Origin of the sequence: Pseudoalteromonas sp. SG43-7 (assembly GCF_014164295.1) — a bacterium.
Taxonomy (GTDB): Bacteria; Pseudomonadota; Gammaproteobacteria; order Enterobacterales; family Alteromonadaceae; genus Pseudoalteromonas; species Pseudoalteromonas rhizosphaerae.
Map to the genome: position 1 here is coordinate 83,731 of NZ_JACJEY010000009.1, position 22,428 is coordinate 106,158.

Annotated in this window: 17 protein-coding genes; 8 read left to right on the forward strand and 9 right to left on the reverse strand. The window is 40.4% G+C overall.

Annotation, left to right across the window (positions count from 1 at the left end):
* Nucleotides 1-160: 160 nt before the first annotated feature.
* Nucleotides 161-1,162, reverse strand: a complete 1,002-nt coding sequence (locus H5200_RS06025) for a RimK family alpha-L-glutamate ligase (protein WP_149980338.1) — start codon at nucleotides 1,160-1,162, stop codon at nucleotides 161-163.
* 461 nt (nucleotides 1,163-1,623) lie between these two features.
* Between H5200_RS06025 and H5200_RS06030 the strand changes: the two genes are divergently transcribed.
* Nucleotides 1,624-2,328, forward strand: coding sequence for a hypothetical protein (locus H5200_RS06030; RefSeq protein WP_149980339.1), 705 nt, complete (start codon nucleotides 1,624-1,626; stop codon nucleotides 2,326-2,328).
* A gap of 56 nt (nucleotides 2,329-2,384) precedes the next feature.
* Nucleotides 2,385-3,128, forward strand: coding sequence for a zinc-dependent metalloprotease family protein (locus tag H5200_RS06035; RefSeq protein WP_149980340.1), 744 nt, complete (start codon nucleotides 2,385-2,387; stop codon nucleotides 3,126-3,128).
* A 112-nt stretch (nucleotides 3,129-3,240) separates the two neighbouring features.
* Here H5200_RS06035 and H5200_RS06040 read toward each other — a convergent pair whose 3' ends face one another.
* Nucleotides 3,241-4,452, reverse strand: a complete 1,212-nt coding sequence (locus tag H5200_RS06040; protein ID WP_182717323.1) for an ectonucleotide pyrophosphatase/phosphodiesterase — start codon at nucleotides 4,450-4,452, stop codon at nucleotides 3,241-3,243.
* A gap of 203 nt (nucleotides 4,453-4,655) precedes the next feature.
* Between H5200_RS06040 and dgt the strand changes: the two genes are divergently transcribed.
* Both dgt and H5200_RS06050 read left to right on the forward strand, forming a co-directional pair.
* Complete coding sequence (dgt, locus tag H5200_RS06045; RefSeq protein WP_182739341.1) at nucleotides 4,656-6,119, forward strand: dGTPase; 1,464 nt, start codon at nucleotides 4,656-4,658, stop codon at nucleotides 6,117-6,119.
* A gap of 74 nt (nucleotides 6,120-6,193) precedes the next feature.
* Complete coding sequence (locus H5200_RS06050) at nucleotides 6,194-7,711, forward strand: hypothetical protein (protein WP_182761149.1); 1,518 nt, start codon at nucleotides 6,194-6,196, stop codon at nucleotides 7,709-7,711.
* Nucleotides 7,712-7,788: 77 nt separating this feature from the next.
* On the opposite strand, the gene H5200_RS06055 is transcribed toward H5200_RS06050, so the two are convergent.
* From H5200_RS06055 to H5200_RS06080, 6 genes are all read right to left on the reverse strand, one after another.
* Complete coding sequence (locus tag H5200_RS06055) at nucleotides 7,789-8,448, reverse strand: hypothetical protein (RefSeq protein WP_182739343.1); 660 nt, start codon at nucleotides 8,446-8,448, stop codon at nucleotides 7,789-7,791.
* 364 nt (nucleotides 8,449-8,812) lie between these two features.
* A complete protein-coding gene (locus H5200_RS06060) occupies nucleotides 8,813-9,478 on the reverse strand; it encodes a class I SAM-dependent methyltransferase (protein WP_149980345.1) in 666 nt (221 codons plus the stop codon).
* 9 nt (nucleotides 9,479-9,487) lie between these two features.
* Nucleotides 9,488-13,129: an AAA family ATPase gene (locus H5200_RS06065; RefSeq protein ID WP_182739344.1), complete on the reverse strand. Its 3,642-nt coding sequence runs from the start codon at nucleotides 13,127-13,129 to the stop codon at nucleotides 9,488-9,490.
* A complete protein-coding gene (locus H5200_RS06070) occupies nucleotides 13,126-14,370 on the reverse strand; it encodes an exonuclease SbcCD subunit D C-terminal domain-containing protein (RefSeq protein ID WP_149980347.1) in 1,245 nt (414 codons plus the stop codon). The genes H5200_RS06065 and H5200_RS06070 overlap by 4 nt, the downstream gene beginning before the upstream one ends.
* Nucleotides 14,371-14,446: 76 nt before the next feature.
* Nucleotides 14,447-14,686 (reverse strand): hypothetical protein, encoded by a 240-nt coding sequence (locus H5200_RS06075; RefSeq protein WP_145238872.1) that lies wholly within the window; start codon nucleotides 14,684-14,686, stop codon nucleotides 14,447-14,449.
* 128 nt (nucleotides 14,687-14,814) lie between these two features.
* Complete coding sequence (locus H5200_RS06080; protein WP_182761150.1) at nucleotides 14,815-15,069, reverse strand: hypothetical protein; 255 nt, start codon at nucleotides 15,067-15,069, stop codon at nucleotides 14,815-14,817.
* Between the two features lie 305 nt (nucleotides 15,070-15,374).
* On the opposite strand from H5200_RS06080, the gene H5200_RS06085 reads away from it, so the two are divergent.
* The 4 genes from H5200_RS06085 to H5200_RS06100 all read left to right on the forward strand — a co-directional run bounded on the left by H5200_RS06085 (nucleotide 15,375) and on the right by H5200_RS06100 (nucleotide 20,024).
* The gene (locus tag H5200_RS06085) at nucleotides 15,375-17,816 is read left to right on the forward strand and encodes a M1 family metallopeptidase (RefSeq protein WP_149980349.1); all 2,442 of its coding nucleotides are present in this window, start codon (nucleotides 15,375-15,377) and stop codon (nucleotides 17,814-17,816) included.
* Nucleotides 17,816-18,334 carry a DUF6702 family protein gene (locus H5200_RS06090; RefSeq protein WP_182717331.1) on the forward strand — a complete coding sequence of 173 codons (519 nt, stop codon included), beginning with the start codon at nucleotides 17,816-17,818 and terminating at the stop codon, nucleotides 18,332-18,334. The genes H5200_RS06085 and H5200_RS06090 overlap by 1 nt, the downstream gene beginning before the upstream one ends.
* Nucleotides 18,335-18,495: 161 nt before the next feature.
* Nucleotides 18,496-19,131: an HAD family hydrolase gene (locus H5200_RS06095; RefSeq protein ID WP_182717332.1), complete on the forward strand. Its 636-nt coding sequence runs from the start codon at nucleotides 18,496-18,498 to the stop codon at nucleotides 19,129-19,131.
* A gap of 167 nt (nucleotides 19,132-19,298) precedes the next feature.
* Nucleotides 19,299-20,024, forward strand: coding sequence for a YebC/PmpR family DNA-binding transcriptional regulator (locus H5200_RS06100; RefSeq protein WP_182761151.1), 726 nt, complete (start codon nucleotides 19,299-19,301; stop codon nucleotides 20,022-20,024).
* Between the two features lie 205 nt (nucleotides 20,025-20,229).
* Here the strand turns inward: H5200_RS06100 and H5200_RS06105 are convergent, their stop codons facing one another.
* Nucleotides 20,230-22,407 (reverse strand): malate synthase G, encoded by a 2,178-nt coding sequence (locus H5200_RS06105; protein WP_182761152.1) that lies wholly within the window; start codon nucleotides 22,405-22,407, stop codon nucleotides 20,230-20,232.
* Nucleotides 22,408-22,428: the final 21 nt, after the last annotated feature.

Below are 22,428 nucleotides of genomic sequence, written 5' to 3' on the forward strand. Positions count from 1 at the left end.
AGGTTACTTATGACTAAGGTCTTACTGGTTGGAGAAAGTATTGATGTTCTGAGGTAGTGATAAAGTGTTAGATTTGTAATGGCGACGGTGTAACAGTTTTCACACGTCACCAATGACAGCTTAGTATACAAAGCAATAGTCGTTATTTACGACTAAAATTTTACTGTACTACAGCGCTTAATTTGGGGCTTGGAGTTGGCTGTTCCATCGCTGCTTTACTGTCTTCATCCAAGGCTAAGCTTAAATTCTCTGGGCGGTCAAAAATACCCAAGCGAATGCGAATAAAATGCAAGATTTCACGAGCCACATTGATCCCCAGTGCAGCTTCTAAGCCTTCAAATCCAGGGCTTGAATTTGCTTCGCAAATTTTAAAGTGATTATCATCAAATAATAAATCAATACCAGCAACGTCTAAATTGAGTACATTAGCTGTTTGTGTAGCTAACCATTCAATCTCTGGAGTAATTGGGTGCGGTTTACCAGTGCCACCTGCACTCACGTTCGCTTTAAAGTTTTTACCGCCAGAGTTTCGCTCCATACATGCGACAGCACGGCCACCAATAGTGAGTACTCGCAAATCACGACCGTGGCTAGATTTAACAAACTGTTGCAAGATGATATTAGCTTGCGGGTTGGCGGCTTCAATTAATTGCATTAAATCGTCAAATTCGCTTTTTGACTTTGATAAAAATACGCCACTGCCCTGCGAGCCTGAAAGTGTTTTAATCACCACTGGAAAGCCTATTTGCCTATCTACTAAGTCGATATTTACTGGAAATTTTACCAGCATAGTATTTGGTGTAGGTAAGTTACGCTCAGCTAAAATTTGCTGTGCAAACAGTTTATCTTTTACCGTCTCAATTGATTGTGAGCTATTAACGCAGTACACCCCTAGTCGCTCGAGATGGCGAATAATTGCTAGTGCAAAATAGGTGGTGCTGGCGCCCATGCGAGGAATAACAAAGTCAGGCAAAGTTGTGGTTACACCGTCAATTAGAATGCTTTTGCCATCTTCGCGGGTGATAGTTAAATCAAATTGATCGGGAGAGAAAACTTGTAAATCGATACCTTCTTCTTTTGCTGCGGCCAGTAAACGCTCTACTTCGTAGGTCTCTTGTTTTAGTAATCCAGCACTGTCTTTATAAATGATCCAGCCACGCATGGTATTTCCTCTTGAGTATTGATCCGCAGCTCACAGAAAAAATAGGCTCACTACGTTATAGATGTTCACAGTCACTTATGATGATGAGAGTCTGCGGCAAAAGACGCGGAGTATGAGGTTCATCTGATGTGCAGTAAAACAAATAAATTTTATCGTCACGATAATATTATTTTTCAGATCTCATTTTGGTTAATCAATAGTCGGTGTTTTTTTATTGCAATAAAGTATGTAACTGTAAAAGGTATAATTGATAAGTTAATGTTAACTTAAAAGGTTGTGTTATGAGGGTGAAAGTTAGCTTTTAATAGGTTTTGTTTGATGAAATTATTAACCATAAGATTAATATGATAAATATTTAAAAAGACTGTTTTTATTTTCGGTAACAAATTTATGCTTGCGCTTTAATTTACTCTGATGTAAAAATAACAATATATTAACTTTTAGATCTAAAAGAGAGACAAATGAAAAGGGCTATTGCATTTATAATTGTCGTTCCGATCAGCGCTTTTTTGCTATATGAGTTTGTTATCTACAAAGAAAGCAATGTCACCCATTCGGTTGCTGCGAGTGACGTTCAGTTATCGGGTATAGCGCCTAAGAAGCTAGCCGCTAAAGTATCAGCTGATATATCGTTGCCAAGTGTGTCAGCTACACAGCCAGCTGTAGTAGATCAAACGTATGATGAATTTGATGCTATTAATCGTCTCTCAGAGAAAGCAGAGCAAGTTCTCAAAGCCTCAGGATTGTTGCCTACAGATTTACATAACGAAGCTTATATCGAGTTCGATTTAGTGGCGCTCAGAAAGCTCAAGCAAGGTGATAATTTTGATCTAGCTATTCCACAAACTGCTGAAACTTTTAGTGCAGAGGTGACTAATATTATTGCAGCAAGCAATGGTGATAAAAGTATTTTTGGCCGAGTGCTTGGTGCTGATGGGCGATTTCACACCACCGTAATGACTATTGGCGAAGACGCTATATATGGTCAATTAACTGCACCAAGCGGTAATTATGTATTTGAAAGTAAAGGTCAATATGGTTGGCTTGCGGCAAAGCGAGATCTTTATAAAAATCATATGGAACATCAAGTAACGAAACAACCAACCCCTCAACCAAGTAATGGTGAAGATCCATTTGCGCCAAAACCTACGGGTAATAATTTATAGAAATTTAGCAAAATAAATTTTTATAAGGCAATAAACACAACCAAAAAGGAACTAACATGAATAAACGACTAATTCCCTTAGCTGCATTTTGTGCATTAGGTATGACAGCAACTAGCCACGCTGCGACAATTGATATTGCGATTTTATATACAGATCAAGCGGCGGCTGCCACTGCAAACATTAATACTAAAATTAACCAGTATATTGCCTTTAGTAACCAGGTTTACAGTCAAAATGGTATTGATATTACGCTTCGATTAGTTGGTAGCGAAAACTTAGGAAATCATGCGATTACACCTTCAAGTAGCTGGTTAAATTCAGTCACTAACAGTAGCTATATTCAAGGCTTACGCAATAGCTGGGGTGCTGATATGGTCGCGGTACTTGGCACCGGTCAAAGCGCTGGCAGTAACTTAATTTCGTGTGGTATTGCGTGGGTTGGCAGTGGCAGTAACGGCAATTTATATAGCTCAGTAAGTAACAGTATGTACAGCATTACAGCGGTAGATTGTGGAGCAACAACCTTCGTACATGAATTGGGCCACAATCAAGGCTTAGCGCACTCTCGTAAGCAAGGCGATACCGCCGGTGGTGTTTATGTTGATGGTATGGGCCATGGCGTACAAAATCAGTTTGCCAGTATTATGGCATACCCTCATGTGTTTGGAAGTGCCACGCAATACGATTACTTTTCTAACCCTAGCTGGGATGTTAATGGTATCCCCTATGGTGTAACTGGTGAGTCGTTTGCATGGCGTACAGTAAATGCCACTAAAGACAGTATTGCTAACTTTAAATAGCGTTTATTTTTAGTACATAGTTTTTTCCCTTTTGAGCGCATTTGCGCTCTTTTTATTATTTAATTAAACCAAACCTAATTATGATAGATTTATTACTCAAAGATCAGCTTAGTTAGTTTAAAGCAGGCCAAAGTGTTGCACCATCGCCATCGATTGCATTGAGCACTTTAATTCCCAGTACTTTGGCAATAAGTGGATATATATCTAAATTATTTACTTCATCGATTACTAATGAATTTTTAAATGCTGGGCCATTGGCAATAAAGGTTGCCGCCATATCTTCGCTATACGCATAGCCATGGGTACCTAAATAGCTTACTTTACCGGTATCAGCAAAACTTCTTGGTGCTGTGGTTTGTAAAATAATATCACCAGTTCGGCCATTGTTAGCATAGTGATAAAGCTTACGTTGTTCATCACTTAGCACGGTATAGCGCCCTTTTGCTGCTTTCGTTAAGTGTTGTTTATATGCTGTGATCTCAGCTTTTGTAGTGCCCTTATTAGCATAGATCAATACTCTCGGTCCGGTATTTTTAACCATAAACTTGTCGTCTTTCGGTAAGCTGCTGATAGCAATACTTTGGTTTGGCTCAACGGTACTCATACCATGATCGGAGACAATCACTAAGTTAACATTTTGCTCTAGTTCATTAAGACGTTGCTGTAATTGCCCCATTAATACATCTACTTCTTTTACCGCTTGCTTGGTTTGCTCAGCATCAGGCCCATATTCATGGCCCATACTATCTACCAGTGAAAAATAACTAACAACTAATTGCGGGCGCTGCGCTGCTGGCAATGTTAGCCATTGAATAATTTGATCAACACGATTTTGATAATCACTGTGTTTTGAATAATGGTAAAAGTAATCCGGCAGCATGCCATTAAATCGCGCATCCGATTCTGGCCAAAAATAAGCGGCTGATTTTAATCCCTGCATCGACGCCAAATTCCACAGTGGAATGCCATTGAACCATGTGCTGTCGTCTTTCCCTTTTCCCATGCTATAGCATTCATTTCTTTGTGTATCGCAAAAGCGGTTATCTACTACGCCATGATTAATTGGCAATAAACCTGTAATAATAGATATATGATTAGGAAACGTTTTAGTCGGATATACCGGGCGCATTTTAGTTGCGCGAACTCCCGATTTAGCTATTGCGGCTAAATTTTTAGCACCGTGTTTTTCGATGTAATCCCAGCGGAATCCATCAAGAGAAACAAGTACTACGGTATTACTTGCAGAGTTTTTATCGTCTTTAGCGTGGCTAAAAGAGCTATAAATGAGCAATGCTAATAACAGAAAACTTAAAATAGGCTTCATTGTATTACTACCTTTGTTGGGCATTATTGGTAATCAGAAGATAAACAAATACGTTACGATATGCTTATGTTTAATATGCAGTGTACCGCTATTTTATGACCGTGATAATTATTAATAGATAAATTTATGTGCGAACAGCAGTCATGGATATTAATTTAGTAAACAAGCTGTTAGATTAAAAGTAGACAATAAAAGGAGCGTCTATGATCGATTTCAGCAAAAAAATAACGTCAGCGCGTGAGCTGCGCTCAACCCCTAATTTACAGATGGCGTTAGAAAGCGATCGTGGCCGTATCATCAATAGTGCTGCAATTCGCCGCTTACAACAAAAAACGCAAGTGTTTCCGTTGGAGCGCAATGCTGCGGTACGCTCGCGGTTAACTCACTCTCTCGAAGTACAACAAGTTGGGCGTTTTATAGTGCAACGCATCTTTGCGAATTTAACGGCCAAACAACAAGCTGAATATGGCCTAACAGGATTAGAGAGGCCGCTAGAAAGTCTGGTTGAAATGGCCTGCTTGATGCACGATATAGGTAATCCACCGTTTGGTCATTTTGGTGAAGCTGCGATTAATCACTGGTTTAACGCAAATTTAGCAACGCTTACCCCTCAGCGCTGCGCCGATCCACACACGGGAATTGGCTTAATATTTAAACATTTAGCACAAGATATTTGTAACTTTGAAGGTAATGCGCAAGGTATCCGTATTGTACACTCACTATTATCACTTAATTTAACCTATAGCCAAACGGCTGGTATTCTAAAATACACGCGTCCGGCAAGTATGGCGAAAGAAGATATACCGCGAACTAAAAATTATTTGATGAAAAAAGTAGGCTTTTACTACAGTGAAAAAAACTTTGTTGAAAGATTGCAAAAAGAGCTATTGATAGAGCCACAATGTCGCCACCCCGCCAGTTATATAATGGAAGCGGCGGATGATATTTCATATTGCTTAGCTGATATTGAAGATGCCGTAGAAAAGGGCATCATCACTGTTGAGTTATTATGCGATAAACTCAAACAGCATTATCAAAAAGTGTTAACTAATCTTACTATTGACGATGCAGAACATCAGCACGTGGTTGAAAAAGCAGTTAACTATGCCCTCGATAAGGCCGCTCAGCAACCTTATAACTTTAATAGCGAGTTTTTTATTTATTTACGGGTAACTCTACTCCACCCTCTGGTTAATTATGCGGCCAAACGTTTTATAGATAATATTGAAGCGGTTTATCATGGTGATTTTAATCAGGCCTTGTTAGAAGACCGCAGTCATTTACACGCTATAACCACCACTTTGAAACAAGTGGCGTTTGAATATGTGTTTTCACATAAGGAAGTCGGTAAACTTGAATTACAAGGCTATCGAATTATCAATGGATTACTTGATTGTTATAAGCCACTACTACTGCTAAGTCATGATGACTTTAAACGGGTGATCAAAGGGGATGGTCGTTTCTTAATTGAAACACGGTTACTCAAAAAGCTTTCGAAAAAGCATTTAAATAGCTATTTACAAGCCATTGAAGCGATGCAAGCAGAACCTGATCATGTACTCGCTTATGAGTTTTATTATCGCTGTCGATTTATTCAAGATTATATCAGCGGCATGACAGATCAATTTGCTTACGATGAATACCGTACCTTGATGGTAATTGATTAGCAAAACACACTGCTAGATAAATTTGCGCACAACTATTAAACTGGGTTTATTGTGTTATTTTGTTTAATAGATTTATGATGGCTCACGTATTACGACTTTGCTTATTTATTTTATTTACTTTTAGTTTCAATAGCTTTGCTAAATACAGTGAAGCTATGTGCATTTTGTATAAACAACAAATGCAGCAATACAGCGATAATACAAGTAGCCGTAGTTATCGAAATGCGGCAAAAGATTATAAAAACAACTGCAGTAACCCACCTCCAGCAGCGTCTCAAGCGCAACCAGCACCTGTAGTGGTTGCACCAAAAACACATGTTGATAATAAAATAAAATCTACATTAGAGACGCAAAACTCGACTGTAAACCCCCTTGACAGCAATTCGTCAGTAGCCAAAAATGAGCCAGCAGAAGTTCAAAGGGAGGCGTCTGTAATTGTTGAAAATGTTGAGAATGTCCAAAGTATTGAAGTTGAGCAAAAGAGCAGCGCAGAAACCACAGTCGAACAGCCGCTTGGGCAAAACAATGATGTAGTTGATGCTACACCCGAAGCAGTAATAATAAGCGAACCTGCGACGATAAAGGTAACAGCCCCAGAACCAGTGCGCACTGAGTCGGATTCGTTATTAATGCCAAGTTTATTGTTGTTAGTAGTTTTATTATTAGCTGCAATGTTGCTGCTGCGCTTACGCGCTAACAAAAAAGCAGCAGTTGAAACTGCACCGCTAATTCCTGCAACTGATAAGGCTTCAAGTACAGAAGCCGCTGAATCAAAACCAACCCCCGCAAAGGCTGAGCCCATAGCAAGCGAATCCACTGTTGCGCCAAAAAAAGCGGTTATAGCAGAGCAAGTAGTCATTGCAACTCCACAAACTGAAGTGATAAGTGCAGACGATGTAAACGTAAAAGTTGAGTTAACGCAGCGGCTTTTTAAAAATGAGCATGATTTTAAAGAGCCTGAAGTGCGTATGTTTGATCCTGATGCGCCATTACCAGGTCAGAAGCCACAACAACCTAAAAATGTCATAAAGCCTGCGACGATAAATGTTGAAGCTGATCTTGATACTAATTTAGAACCACACCAAACGACCACAACAGAGCTCGATAGCGAAGCTGAGCAATTACCTAAAATGGATGATGAAAACGTTATTCATTGCGCAACGAATGAAGTAGCAAATGAAATTGTCCATTCGGATGCTGTTAATAGTAGTGGCCAAGTGCTCACATCAGGCCTTTCGCAAACGAGGGAAGTTAAGCTATCAACGACCGTAGATGTTCAACCACAAGCTGATACTTTAACGGTAACTGACAGTGATGATGAAATAGCACAGGCGCTTGCTGCATTAAACGATGAATTAGCTGCAGAGCAGCATAGTGTATCAGAGCAAGATGAAAGAGATGATATATCTGGCGCATCTGTAGCAGATCCAAATCAGAGTAAAGCTAATCCATTTGCTAATTTATCACTCGACCCTACTTGGGATCCAAATTCAAAAGAAAAGCCGACGATTGTCCCGAAAAAAACAGTGCCAAAATCAGCCAAATTAATTGCAGCACAAGAGCGTGCAAAACAGTTAAAAACCGACGATTAATTTATTAATTGTCGCTGGGGGGTGTTTATTCTCCAAAGCTCAGACTATTTCGTTTAGTAGCAGCCTGCTCTGGGCTGTTACTTGCTGCTATAAATTACTTTATTTGTATGAGTTAAGATTACGAACCGCTTCACCCTTTTAGCATGTCGCCAACTAAAAAATAAAATCACAACGGTAATAAACAAACAAATACACACAATCCCCATTAATGAAGAAGCATGTTGTAATAAGCTTGTTTGGGGGAGTGACTTTACGTTTTGAGTAGCTAAACTAATCGATTGCATGCCTTTTCTGGGTAGGATGATTTCATAGACATGATCATTAGGTTGTACTTCGGCACGTTGTAAGTTGCCCGCTGTTTGCCATTGTAACTCAAACTGTTGGCGTTTTTTTCGCTGATGCTCCGTACACCAAAGTGCATTAATGGTGGCGTTTTCTTTAGTTTTACAGCGCGCTGGCAACTCATAAAAATTGCGCCATGCAGTCTGTTTTGCCGTGTTGTTATATGAGTGTAGATAAAAACCAGCTGTTATTGGTGATTCAATTATATTCGCGAAGCTGTCTTTATCGGTTGATGTTGTGATGTTTTCTCTGCGATTACAAAAATCAGCTAGTCGAGTTAATAGTGTTGTGTCAGGTTGTTCTAATTGCGGTTGTGTCAAAGGGGAGTAAACAGCGGATGCAGTACATAGCGGGCTGAAACTGAGGGAGATTAATATAAAAATCCATTTTTTCATTAGTTACGTCCTGTAAAAGATGAACTTACAGCCTACCATTATTTTTTGTTATTGCAAACTTTATAGGTACAAAAAAATAAGACGGTAACCGTTAAAAGCTTATATTTGGCTTGAAAGCACATGAAAAAATTATTATTGATTCTAAGTGTGTCAGTACATTGTTGTTAGTGGGATGATACACAATCCCAAGTAATGGTGGTTTTATTAGACCTAATACGAATCTATTTGGTTAGGGTAAGATATTGAAAAATAAAGTGTCAATATTAAAACCGTTAACCAGCGTTGGGTAAACGGTTTTAAAAATGCTTTAATGCATGTCTAGGAAGTAATAGAGCATTGTGAAAGGTAAATTATTAGTTTACGTTTAGCGTTTTTGTGCCACATAACCACTAAAGCCAAGTGTTTTAAAATACAACTTGCCACTATTGAAGCCTGTTTCATCGAGTAAGTCGGCAAGACGAATTCTATCAAGTGGGAAAAACTCATGCTCAAAATTATGCTGCATGCGCTCTACCCCTGTTTCAGTTAAGCCTAATTGTTTGCTGAGTATCAATTGGGCATCACGCTCAAAAAGTGTTTCTGGACGCATTAAATCGGCTAAATATAATTGCCCATGTGCTTTTAGCTGTGTGCTAATTGCTTGCAACATGGCTTTTTTATCGCCGTTATCTGCCACAAAGTGCATCACTAATAAGCATAATGCGGCATCCGCTTGTTGTTTAAGTTCGGATGGCGAGCCTAAGTGTAAAGTAACCCGCTCACTGATCCCAAGCTCAACAAATCGTTGCTTTGCGATATCGAGCATGTCTTGTGAGGTATCTTGTGCAGTAAAATGCCATTTAGGCTGCAAGGCAGCAAGGAGGGCGACTTCTTTACCGGTACCGGCGCCTATTACCAATATATGTGCTTCATCGCCGAGCGTTGCTTGTAGTTGCGCTGCGGTACTGTTGTGCAGTAATTCATACCCCGGTACTAAACGAGGAATGCGAGAATCATACTGCGTTGCTTCGTCTTGTGTAAATGTTGGCATTACTATTCCTTAAATAATTGTAACAGTCGAATAGCCACCAGGTTTCTTGGCGACATGAACTTGGGTAGCAACCCGTTCTGTCATTTGAGATACATGGGAGATCACGCCCACTTTGCGCCCCTGCGCTTGTAATGAATCAAGTGCATCCATGGCAATGCTTAATGTTTCACTGTCTAACGTACCAAAGCCTTCGTCAATAAACAAAGAGTTAATACTTACTTTATTGGATGACAAAGATGCAAGGCCCAGCGCAAGTGCCAACGAGACTAAAAACGACTCGCCGCCGGATAAGGTATTAACTGAACGTTGCTCATCGGCCATGTCCTTATCAACAATGGCGATATCCAAGGTTTGCTCAATAGCTGTAAGTTCATAGCGTTTGTTTAACGTTCGTAAGTGGCTGTTTGCATAGTGTAATAATATTTTTAGCGTTTGCGTTTGTGCTAAGTTACGCATGGTTTTACCCGTTGCATCACCCAACACTTTATTAAGTACATGCCATTGCTCGACGTGTTTTTGCAAGGTTGCCAATTCAGTTTGTTTGCCTTGCAGCGCCTGACGGTTTTGATTGTGCTGTTCAAGTACAGTATTGGTTGCAAGCTGTGCTTTGTGCTGCGCAGCTTGCTGATCGTTTAAATTGGCTAACTGTTGAATAAGCTCAGCATGGCTTTGCTTAGGTTTATTGCTGTTTTGATGCTGTAAGTAAGCGTGTTTGTGCTGCTTTAACGCGGCATTTTCATCTATTAAAGCTTGCGCTAATTGTTCATGTTGCTTTAAATGCGTTTTAATTTCATCGCTACTTAGTGTTAGTAAAATTGCGACCTGTTCGTGGCTTGTATCGCTGTAGCGGCTTTTAAATTCAGCAAACCATTGATTATAGCGAGTATCGAGGTCGGCTTGTTCTTGCGCATTTTCAAGTAGCCGTTGCTCGAGGCCTTGCAGCGTTATCGCGTGCTCGTCGCGTTGCTTTATCGCGTTATCGTGCGCTTTTTGGCTGTGTTGAAGCTGTGCTTGGCATTGCTCTTGTTGAGCAGCTAGCTTCGTTTGGTAGTCGTCAGCACTAATGTGTTCATTATTAAATAGCGCTAAGCGCTCACTTTGCGAGCTGCTATGTTGTTGCTGTGCTTTGGCTAAATCATCATTTAGGTTTTTTAAGATCAGCTCCGCATCACTGATCAGCGGTGTAAACTGCTGCATCTGTTGGTCAGCGCTATCGAGTTGTTTTTGCGCTTGCTCAAGCTGCTCTTGGTTGTGCTGATATTGCTCAACTTGCTGGTTTAACTCAGTTAAATCAAGCGTATTATTTTGCAGTTGTTGCCAAAATTGAGCCTCTTGAAATTGTGAATTAAGGGTCGCGGTTAGCTCATTAATTTGTGTGCTTAGCTCACTTAGCTTGCTATTGAGCTGGCTTTGTTGATTGCTTAGTTCAAGGTGGCGTGTATGTAACTGTTGTTGAGCTTGCTGCTCATTTTTAAAGATACTTTGCAGTTGGTTTACCTGCTCTTGCAAGTTGCGCTGTTGTTTTTGTGTTGCATAATACTGTGTTTTTTGTTCATTGAGCGCAATGTAACTGGCCTCCAATTGCTCTGAGGTTAAGTCATTAAGTTCAGTGCGGGCCGCTTGCATGGTATGTTTTATTTCAAGCTGTTTAGTCTGTGCAGCCTGTACCGCTTGGCTGTGTTGTGTGTGTTCAGCAACGAGCACAGCATGCTGAGTTTGATGCGAGTGAAGCTCTGCTAGGGCATTTTCGTAGTGCTGTTTTGCAGTTTTATAGTCATTTTCAAAAGCAGCGATTAAGTTAGTTAATTGCTGATCTGCGAATGGGTGTTCGGTTGCTCCACATACCACACAAGGTTCATTTGGCGTAAGTTGAGCACGTAAATGTTCGACACTTTCGCTGGCACGCAAGCGAGCTTGATTTAGTGCGTATTCACTGTGTGTAAGCGTTTGTTCTCGTGTTACTAGGTTCTGGGTTAGCGTTGTTTGTGTTTGCTCGCCCTGACTTAGTTTGCTTGCAATAACGCTTTGTTGTTGCGTGCTTTGCTTTAGCTCTTGATTAAACTGTTTGTAACGCTCGCGTTGCTCTTTTAAGTAATCGATATTTTTAAGTTTGGCATCACATTGCTCAATATTAAATTGGCCGTGTTGCTTATTGAGTTGATCAAGCTTTTGTTGTTCGCTTAAAAGTGTTTGTTCGCTTAGCGTCAGTTTTTTAGTTTGTGTTTCCAGCTGCTCGTTTTGCCGTATAAGCTCAGCTGCTAACTGTGTACTTTGTTCAGTCGTTGTTGCAAATTGCTGCTTAGCGTGCAAAAACTGATTAAAGCTATGCTGATAGTAATTCCAATCACTCGCTAGTTGCTTAAGTTGACTATGCTGGGTTAGCCATTGCTGGTGTTGCTCGGAATGTTTTTTTGCTTGTTGATGACTTGCTTGGCTTTGTTTAAATTGCTGCTGTAAATGAGTAAGTTGTTTTTGCTCTTTTTCATTTTGCCTTGTAATGCTGGTTATTGTTTGTGTTTGCATCGCAAGTTGATTGTCGAGCTCACGCGCTTTAGCAATGATTGGTTCTGCGCTTTTTTGCTGTTGTTTCGCCGTTTGCAAGCTCTCGTTGTGCTTTTCAAGTGCGCTGGCAAGATCAGTAATGAGTGCCGCGTGATCGATACTCTTTAAATCATTTACCTTGGTATTTAGTTCATTATTTTGCGCCGTTAAGCTTTTAAAACGATTGCGATTGTCTTTAATTTCCAGTGCACTTTGCGCTTGTTTAGCCTGTTCACTTTGTGTTGCAATGGCTTTAAGCGCTGTACTGGCTTGTTGTTGATTTTGTTGTGCTAGATTCAGTGCTTGCTCTAAGCTATTGGCTTGCTTATACCAGTTTATACCCTGCTCGATGCCAGCTAAGGTTTTTGTAGTATCTTCAATTTGCTGTTTTAAATCATCAAGTAGTTGAGTTTTCGCGGCAAGTTCTTCGTCGGTGAGTAAGGTATAACTGGCTAAACTGGCTTTGAGCAATTCGAGTTTATTTAGCTGTTCTTTATGGCGCTCAAAAATACGTTTACCAATCAAGCTAAATTTATCTGTGCCAGTTAAGCATTCTAAAAGCTGGGCTCGTTCATCACCCGTGGCCTTTAAAAATGCAGCAAACTCATGTTGCGCTAATAATACCGCCCGCGAGAATTGTTCAAAGTTGAGCCCTATTTTACTTTCGACTTCTTTTATGGTGTTGCTTTTATCAGCTATTAGCGTTTCGTCTGGCAAAGTATAGAGGCTGTGCTCAGCTACTTTTAACTTGCCGGTTATTTTTTTATGAGTTCTTTGAATGGTATAGCGCGCGCGATAGAGCTGTTTATCTTGGCCTAAAAAATCGACCTCGGCAAAACCTTCCCATTTACCCTTACGTAATAAGTTACGTGGGTCATTTAACTTTATACTGTCGCCATTAAAATCTATTAAGTTACCTTTATCACCTCTTAATCGAGCTGTTTTGGTATAAAGGGCTAAGCAAATCGCATCTAAAAAAGTGCTTTTTCCTGCACCGGTGTCGCCCGTTATGGCAAATAAACCAGCATCCCTTAACGGTGCTTTGGTAAAGTCGATTTCGGCGTCAACAATTGAGGCTAAGTTATGGATGCGTACTGCGGTTATTTTCATAGTTGTTCTTGCTCCGCAAGTTCGCTTATTACATCGTTTAAAAGGGTTTTTAGCTCATCCGGGACAGCTTGCCCCGCCATGTCTTTGTTATTGGCAAACGCTTGCTCTAATAACATTTGCGGGTTGAGCATCTCGACTTGGCTTAAATCTTCAAAGACAGTTAAACGCTGCTCTTTATTTTGCTGACGAACGCGTTCTATGCCACAAAAGCGCACTTCTTTGTTCTCTAGTGCTTTTTCAATTTGCTCTCGAAAAGTTGTATCGGTATCACCTGCACTAAGCTTTACTCTTACATACGGAGCTTGGCTATATTGGCTTAGGTCTAGGCTCGATAGTTGTTGGCATAATTGTTCAAGAGGTACGCACTCTCCTTCAGGTAATAAAATCACTTCTGTTGGGCGAGGAATGTAAAGGGGGTTTACAGTCACTGCAATCGTATCATCAGTGGTGGTTGTAAACTCAGCAACACATACTTGGTGTTTATAGTTGCGCTCTGAAAACGACATCGGCATTGGTGTACCGCTATAGCGGATTGTCTCGGACTTTGCGACTATTTGCGCTTTATGCAAGTGGCCCAGGGCAACGTAATCAGCATGATTGCTAAACACGTTTGCTGTGACTGATTCTTCTCCGCCAATTATCAAATTTCGCTCAGAATCACTAGAGATATCGCCGCCCTTGGCATGTAAGTGCCCCATCACTATTAGCGGCGTTGTTGCAGGCTTATCAATGAGCGCATGCTCAATACTTAGCTGGTACGCCTTAGCTATGCCTTGAGCGTAATCGTGACCGTTTTCAGTGTGACTAAGTGAACTAACATCACTGGCACGTAAAAATGGCATTGCAACGATATGAGCTGTTACAGGGTTGCTATTTAAACGCAGTACCACATCTGCTGGACTATTCGCATCAAAACGGCCTACGACCTGAGTATCAAACTGAGCAAGCAGCGGCTGGGCGGCCATTATGCGATTTGCAGAATCATGATTACCGGCAATAAGCACTATTTGTAATGCAGGGCAGTGTTTTTTGGCATCTTTTATAAATTGGTAGAGTTGATTTTCACTGCTAGCAGGTGGGGTAGCTGTGTGATAAATATCACCAGCGACTAACAGCAGATCTATTTGTTGTGTGATGAGCGTGTCTATGAGCCAACTGAAAAACACCTGATGCTCTTGGCAGCGATTGTGTTCGTAAAATTGTTGGCCTAAATGCCAATCTGAGGTATGTAAGACTTTCATGTCACGCTCTTAAAAAACAGTTAAGAGCGTCAATATACCCAAGCTAAATTAAGATGCAAGGGCACAAGCTGAATCTTTAACTTGTTAGGTTATACCAAGCAAAGATCACCATGGGTAAAGCTAACAATGCCAGCACTAATGGTACTTTGAGAGCTTTGGTTTGTTTGGCCTGCAGTACTTTTAACGCATTCGTTTCGTTACAGGCAGCTACTTTATCAATATAAAAATAACCTGAATCTAAATACTGTTTACAACTTTGTTCATCTGCTGGAATTGCAATTACTTCTTGTTGTTTTTTTAGGATATAAAAATCCATATGCCCACCGCATTTTACTAGTATGTTGAAACACTTTTGAGGAGAAAAGCGATGCTTTTAACCCCCTCAAATCAAAAAAGTGGGCGATTTTAAATACAAATGACTATAAAGGTCAACTAAAGAATTCATTATTTAGCCATTAATACAAAAATAGCCGAAATTAAGCTAAAAGTTATGCTTATAACCAACAAACTACTGCATAAAACAAGCCACTTTTTACGTTTTTTACTATGTTTTGGAAAGCGAGCGAGTGCGTCGTTTTTATCGCAAGCCGCAACGACTTCAACAAACTTAAAGCCCCGCTTTTGATATTCATTTAGTTGCTTAGTCTGAGCTGGAATTGCCGCAACACTATTATCTTTTTTTACAATGTAAAATTTCATCGGTTACCCCTGCAAGCTGTCAGCTAACTTATTCGATACTATGGTAAGAGGGTTTACTACTCATCGTTTAGGTTAACGTGTTTACAAACTGTAAAGCTAACTGTAATTGACTTGCATTAATTAAGCCTGAATTTCGTACAAAAGTTGCTGTAAACCCCCTTTACAATAATTGCCTTGTTGTTAATCATCAGTATTTAAGAATAAGTTATTTTTTACCCTATAAATGCGGCGGTTTATCGCTATTTCATTGAATATATCTCACTATTTTGACAAAGTATGCTTACGAAAAATTAACAGGATTAATTATGAAAAAAGCAGTTGTAACTTTAGGGGCTATATTTTTACCGTTAGCTCTCTCAAGTACTGTTATGGCTTCTGCAGTTGAGCAAACAAAAGGCAGTTATGTTGATAAGTTTCGCCAACTTGATGAAGTGCTGCCTACACCGAATGTTTATCGTAGTGCAGCAGGTGAGCCTGGTGAAAAATATTGGCAGCAGCATGTTAATTACGACATCGATGTAAAGCTTGATGAAAATGCACGTCGCTTAACAGCAAGTCAAACCATAGAGTATAAAAATAATTCACCGCACACACTCAAGTATTTATGGTTGCAACTCGATCAAAATATTTTTAAAAGCGACTCTATTGCAGAACGTACTGCTACATTTAACGGCTCTGCCCTACAGGGAGATCCACAACCAAAAGCAACTAAATTAAGTTTAAGTCAGTTACGTCGTCAACAATTTATGAGTGACAATGAACTTGGCTTTACAATTGCTAATGTTAAAGATGATAACGGTAAAGAATTAAAAGTCACAGTTGTTGATACACTAATGCGTATTGACTTAAATGAACCACTGAAACCAGGCAAAGACACTGAATTCAGCATGGACTTTGCTTTTAACATCGTTGAAGAAGATGCCGTTGGCGCTCGCTCTGGTTACGAGCATTTTGAAAAAGATGGCAACGACATATTCTTACTTGCTCAATGGTTTCCGCGTTTAGCTGCTTATACAGATTACGAAGCATGGACTAATAAAGCCTTTTTAGGCAGTGGAGAGTTTACGCTAGAATTTGGTGATTATGATGTTGAGATCACTGTTCCTGCCGATCATATCGTCTCTGCAACGGGTAAGCTTGATAATGCTAGTAGCGTGCTGACCCGTACTCAGCGAAACCGTTTAGAACAAGCCAAAAATACAAAGCGCCCAGTATTTATCGTTACTGAAGATGAAGCCTTAGAAAATGAAAAAGAAGGCACAGACAAGACCAAAACATGGCACTTTAAAGCTGAAAATGTGCGTGACTTTGCATGGGCGTCGTCGCGTAAATTTATGTGGGATGCAAAAGGTTATCAACAAGGCGGTAATGATCAGCCATTAGTGATGGCTATGTCATTTTTCCCCAAAGAAGGTGGCGATCTATGGAAGAAGTATTCGACCGAAGCAATCGTACATACAATGGAAGTTTATTCACGCTTTTCATTTGATTATCCATACCCTGTTGCGCAGTCAGTCAATGGTCCAGTAGGCGGTATGGAATATCCAATGATCACATTTAATGGCCCTCGAACTGAGTTACAGGATGACGGTTCGCGTACTTATTCACAAGCTGAAAAGCGCTTTTTAATTGGCGTGGTGATCCACGAGGTTGGTCATATTTATTTTCCTATGGTGGTGAACTCTGATGAGCGCCAATGGACTTGGATGGATGAAGGTTTAAACAGCTTTTTAGATGGTGTTGCTGGGCGTGAATGGGATCCAACTATTCCATGGGGGGTTGAACCACGTGACGTTGTTGCCTACATGAAGTCTGAAAATCAAGTGCCGGTAATGACTCAGTCAGACAGCGTGCTGCGTTTAGGGCCTAATGCTTATACCAAACCTGCGGCCGCACTGAATATTTTGCGTGAAGTGATTTTAGGCCGTGAGTTGTTTGATTTTGCGTTTAAAGAGTACGCCCAGCGTTGGAAGTACAAGCGCCCTACCCCTGCTGATTTTTTCCGTACCATGGAAGAAGCATCAGGTGTTGATTTAGATTGGTTCTGGCGTGGCTGGTTCTATAGCACTGATCATGTTGATATCTCGCTCGATAAAGTCTATCAATTACGTTTAGATACTAAAAACCCTGATATAGATTTTAATCGCCTACGTGATATTGAAGCGGCTAAACCTATGCCACTATTTGTGGAACGTAATAAGGCTGAAGCTAAAAAGCTATGGGTTGAAGAAAACTCCGACGTAACTGATTTCTACGATGAAAACGACCGCTTCACTGTTACTAACAAAGAGCGCAACTCGTATAATAAATTCTTAAAAGGCTTAGAGCCATGGGAGCGTAAAGTACTCGATCGCGCAGTTGCAGAAGATAAAAACTATTACGTGCTTGAATTTTCGAATTTAGGCGGCCTAGTAATGCCAATTTTACTTGAGCTTAGCTATGAAGATGGTACTAAAGAAGATCGTATGATCCCTGCCGAAATCTGGCGTCGCAACCACAAACATGTGCAAAAACTTATTATTACTGATAAGAACAAGCCTTTGGTATCAGTAACGGTTGATCCTCGTTGGGAAACTGCAGACGTAGATGTTGAAAATAATAACTACCCTCGTCGTATTATCCCTTCACGTATTGAAGTGTATAAAAAAGAGCAAAGTAAAGCCAAAGTCAGCCGCGATATCATGCACGATATTAAAACTGAGCTAAAAACAGGTGACGAAAAAGACAGCGATAAGGAGCAAGAATAATGCGTTTTATGCTTATTATTCTTGCTTTTATAGTTGCTATGCCAGCGATGGCGCATCAACTTAAAGCATCAGTAACTACAGTTTTATTTAATAAACGTACTAGTAATATTGAGCTAATGCATCGTTTTTATTTACATGATACCGAGCATGCTGTGGAGCATTTATTTGCCGGTGGTGCAGATATTATTAGTAATAAAGAAGATCAACAACGCTTTGTAGATTACATCGAATCACATGTTGCTTTACAAACACTCGATGGTGAGCCGCTAGTGCTGAAGGAAGTGGGTGCGCAAGTTGATGGTAAGTTTTTTTGGGTTTATCAAGAAGCACCGATCCCAAAGGATATTAAAGGTATCCGTATGAGTCACGGCGCGCTGCGCGATTTATGGCCTGCGCAAGTGAATATGGTTAATGTTGAAGGTAAAGGCAAAGTGAAAACACTGCACTTTACCCAAGATGACACTTGGCTAGAAGCGCGCTTTGAACCAGCTAATACAGCGGTAGACCAAACAAAGTAGGCAAATTTAAAAGTCCCCCAACCGACGCGCACAGTAGTTTTGTGCGCGTTTTTTATTAATTTTTATATTAAATACGAATATGTTCCTTTTCATATCTAATTGCGTAAACTATCTTAAAGTAAGTAATTTGGATGAAAATCAAATCATATACAAGGAGTGGTATGAATACGTATCAAAGTACAGTAGCTGGGGTTATTTTTGATTTAGATGGCACCTTAGTATCATCTGAACTTGATTTTACTCTTATCAAAGCTCAAGTCGGTTGCCCTGACGAGCATGATCTACTTAGTTTTATTGATGGCCTTCCGTCTCCTTACATGCGTGAGGAAGCAATGAATATTGTCCATCAGCATGAGCTTATTGATGCTCAACATGCAACGTTGTTACCCGGTGTAGCGCAAGCTATCGCGCGTTTAAAAGAGCAAGCAATACCAATGGCAATCGTGACACGTAATTACGACCGCGCTACTGCGCTGAAATTAAAAAATAATCCGTTGCCAATTCAAACTGTACTCACGCGTAGTGATGCCCCCCCTAAGCCAGATCCGAGTGCTTTGAATGCAATTGCAACGTTATGGGGAATAGATCAGCAACATATACTTTATGTTGGTGATTATCTTTATGATATCCAGGCTGCACATAATGCCAATATGCGTGCTTGTTTATATGCACCGAGTGATGTTCCTGCATATGCAGAACAAGCTGATTATATTCTGCACCATTTTTCTGAATTGCCTAAGTTAATAAATAATTTAGGGCAAACACGACAATCTCGACTTATAAATGCTTCAGTTTAAGTAGAATTTTAGTGTTATGTTAAATAGCGTGTTGTTTAACTTTTATAAGCGTAAGTACTGTTAAGCGAAATGTCATAATTGTGATTTTGCAGTCATTTAATCACTAGCTCAATACTGCGCAAATTGTTAAAATGTTGCCAATATCGAGTTTCCAATAGAGGCATAAGATGGGCAGAGCATTTGAAGTACGTAAAAGCTCCATGGCGAAAACAGCCAATGCTAAAACCAAAGTTAATTCTAAGTACGGTAAAGAAATTTACGTAGCAGCAAAAAATGGTGAACCTGATCCAGAAGTAAACCAGTCGCTAAAACGCTTAATCGAACGCGCGAAGCGAGATCAAGTACCAGCACATGTCATCGAAAAAGCGATAGAGAAAGCTGCTGGCGGAGCTGGTGAAGATTATGCAACAGCCCGTTACGAAGGCTATGGCCCAGGTAACTGTATGGTGATTGTTGACTGTTTAACAGATAACCCAAATCGTACTATTAAAGATGTTCGCTTACCGTTTACTAAAACTGACTCAAAAATAGGTACACCAGGCTGTGTAGCACATATGTTTGATCATTTAGCTGTACTTGGTTTTAGTGGTGACGATGATGAAGTGGTACTTGAAGCTTTAATGATGGCTGATGTTGATGTAACCGATGTAGAAGTTGAAGATGGCAAAGTATCGGTTTTTGCTCCACATACCGAATATTACAAAGCAAAAACAGCATTAGAAGAGGCGTTTGCAGGTATTATTTTTGAAGTTGACGAAATCACCTTCGTGCCACAAGTGCATATAGAAATTACTGATGCCGATGTTATCGCTAATTTTGATAAATTTATTGCAATGTTGGAAGATTGTGACGACGTACAAAACGTTTATCATAACGCCACGGTAGTGAATTAGGCTGAAGTTATAAATTTAGCCAGTAGTAACACTAGTTTCGAGAAGATACAAAAGCGCATTTCATTGCTGGAATGTGCTTTTTTGTTGTTGATGGCTTATTTTTCTGAATGCTGATTATTCAGCAAAGTTATGGTTAAAGGATAATTTAAGCAAAAAAAACCAGCCCGAGGGCTGGCAATATGACACTAACAAACTCGAAGGGGAGTTATTGTTGCGCTTTATATTTTATACGAAACGCATGCAACAATGGTTCAGTATAACCACTGGGTTGTTTAACTCCTTCTAATACAAGGGCTAATGCCGCTTGATATGCAATACTTTGTGCTAAGCTTTGCACTGAATCAGCCATATTAACATAAGCCGGATCCCCTTCATTTTGGCCATCCACTACTTTTGCCATTTTCGCCATAGTAGTTTCTATTTGTGCTTGCGTGCATACCCCATGCTGCAACCAGTTAGCCATATGTTGGCTTGAAATACGCAGTGTAGCCCTATCTTCCATTAATCCTATATGGTTAATGTCAGGCACTTTAGAACAGCCTACACCTTGATCAATCCAACGTACTACATAACCTAAAATACCTTGAGCATTGTTATCCAGCTCTGCCTGAATATCTTCTTTGCTCAAACTATTAGGATCAACCATCAAAGGCGGAGTTAATAGTTCTGTTAAACTAGCTTGTTGACGCTGGGCAATCGCTTTTTGACAGGCAAACACATCAACGTCATGATAGTGCATAGCATGTAAGGTGGCTGCAGTAGGGGAGGGCACCCAGGCTGTATTAGCGCCTGCTTGCGGATGGGCAATTTTTTGCTCCATCATCAACGCCATTTTATCGGGCATTGGCCACATACCTTTGCCTATTTGTGCGCGACCACTTAACCCGGTTTGCAAACCGATATCGACATTTCTGTCTTCATAAGCATTGATCCAAGGTTGTTGTTTAATGGCTGCTTTTGGTAATACTACACCTGCTTGCATTGAGGTATGAATTTCATCACCTGTACGGTCTAAAAAGCCAGTATTGATAAATACCACACGTTGTTTAGCAGCATTAATACAGGCTTTTAAGTTCACCGATGTACGGCGCTCTTCATCCATAATGCCCATTTTGATGGTGTTTTTGGGTAACTGTAAAAGCTGTTCAATACGACTAAATAATGTATTGGTAAAAGCAACTTCTTCAGGACCATGCATTTTCGGTTTGACGATATTGATACTGGCTGCAGTTGAATTTTTTACCGGGCTATTGCCATTTAAGTCATGCAGTGCGGCAGTGACCGTGATCATTGCATCCATGATACCTTCAAATACGTCGCGGCCTTGGCTATCTTGAATCGCAGGGTTTGTCATTAAATGGCCAACATTACGCACAAACATCATACTACGCCCTTTTAGACTTAGCGGTTTCCCATCAATACCTAAATAACTGCGGTCTTTAGCGAGTGTACGCTCAACCGTTTTGCCATCTTTTGTGAATGACTCAGCGAGAGTGCCTTTCATTAAGCCTAACCAATTTTGATAAACTTGCACTTTATCTTCGCCGTCAACGGCGGCAACGGAGTCTTCACAATCCATAATGGTGGTAAGTGCAGCTTCGAGGAGGACGTCTTTTAAGCCCGCTTTGTCGGCTGCACCAATGCTATGATTATGATCTATTTGTAGCTCTATATGGAGGCCATGACTGAGTAATAAAATTGCCCTGGGGTTTTGTGCTTCACCTTGAAAACCAATAAGTTGCGCTGGTTGTTTTAAGCCTGTTTGTGAGCTATCACGTAAGGTGATGATGAGCTGGCCATTAACTACCGAATAATTAGTACTTTCAATATGTGAGCCATTTTCAAGTGGTAACGCTTTATCTAAAAACTGCCTTGCGTAGGCCATTACTTTAAAACCGCGAACAGGATTATAGTTGCTGCCTTTTTCAGCGCCATCTTCTTCGCTAAGTACATCAGTGCCGTATAAGGCATCGTATAACGACCCCCAGCGTGCGTTAGCGGCATTAAGTGCAAAGCGTGCATTACTTACTGGCACAACCAGCTGAGGGCCAGCTGTGCGGGCTATTTCAGGCTCAACATTTTCTGTCTCAATGCAAAAATTATCGGGCTCAGGGACTAAATAACCAATGTCAGTTAAAAACTGTTGGTATTGCGCTGCATCCCAGTGTTTATTTGCTAGGTGATAGCTATCAATTTGGTGTTGTAGGTCTTCACGCTTGACTAATAATGCACGGTTAAGCGGACTAAGGTCATCAATAATTTCAGCAAATCCTTGCCAAAAGTGTTGTTCGCTAATACCTGTACCGGGTAGCAGTTGCTGGTTAACAAAATCGGCTAATTGGTTATCTACGGTTAATCCAAATTGGCTGTGAGAGAGTGTCATAATCGATATCCTTTTAAACGG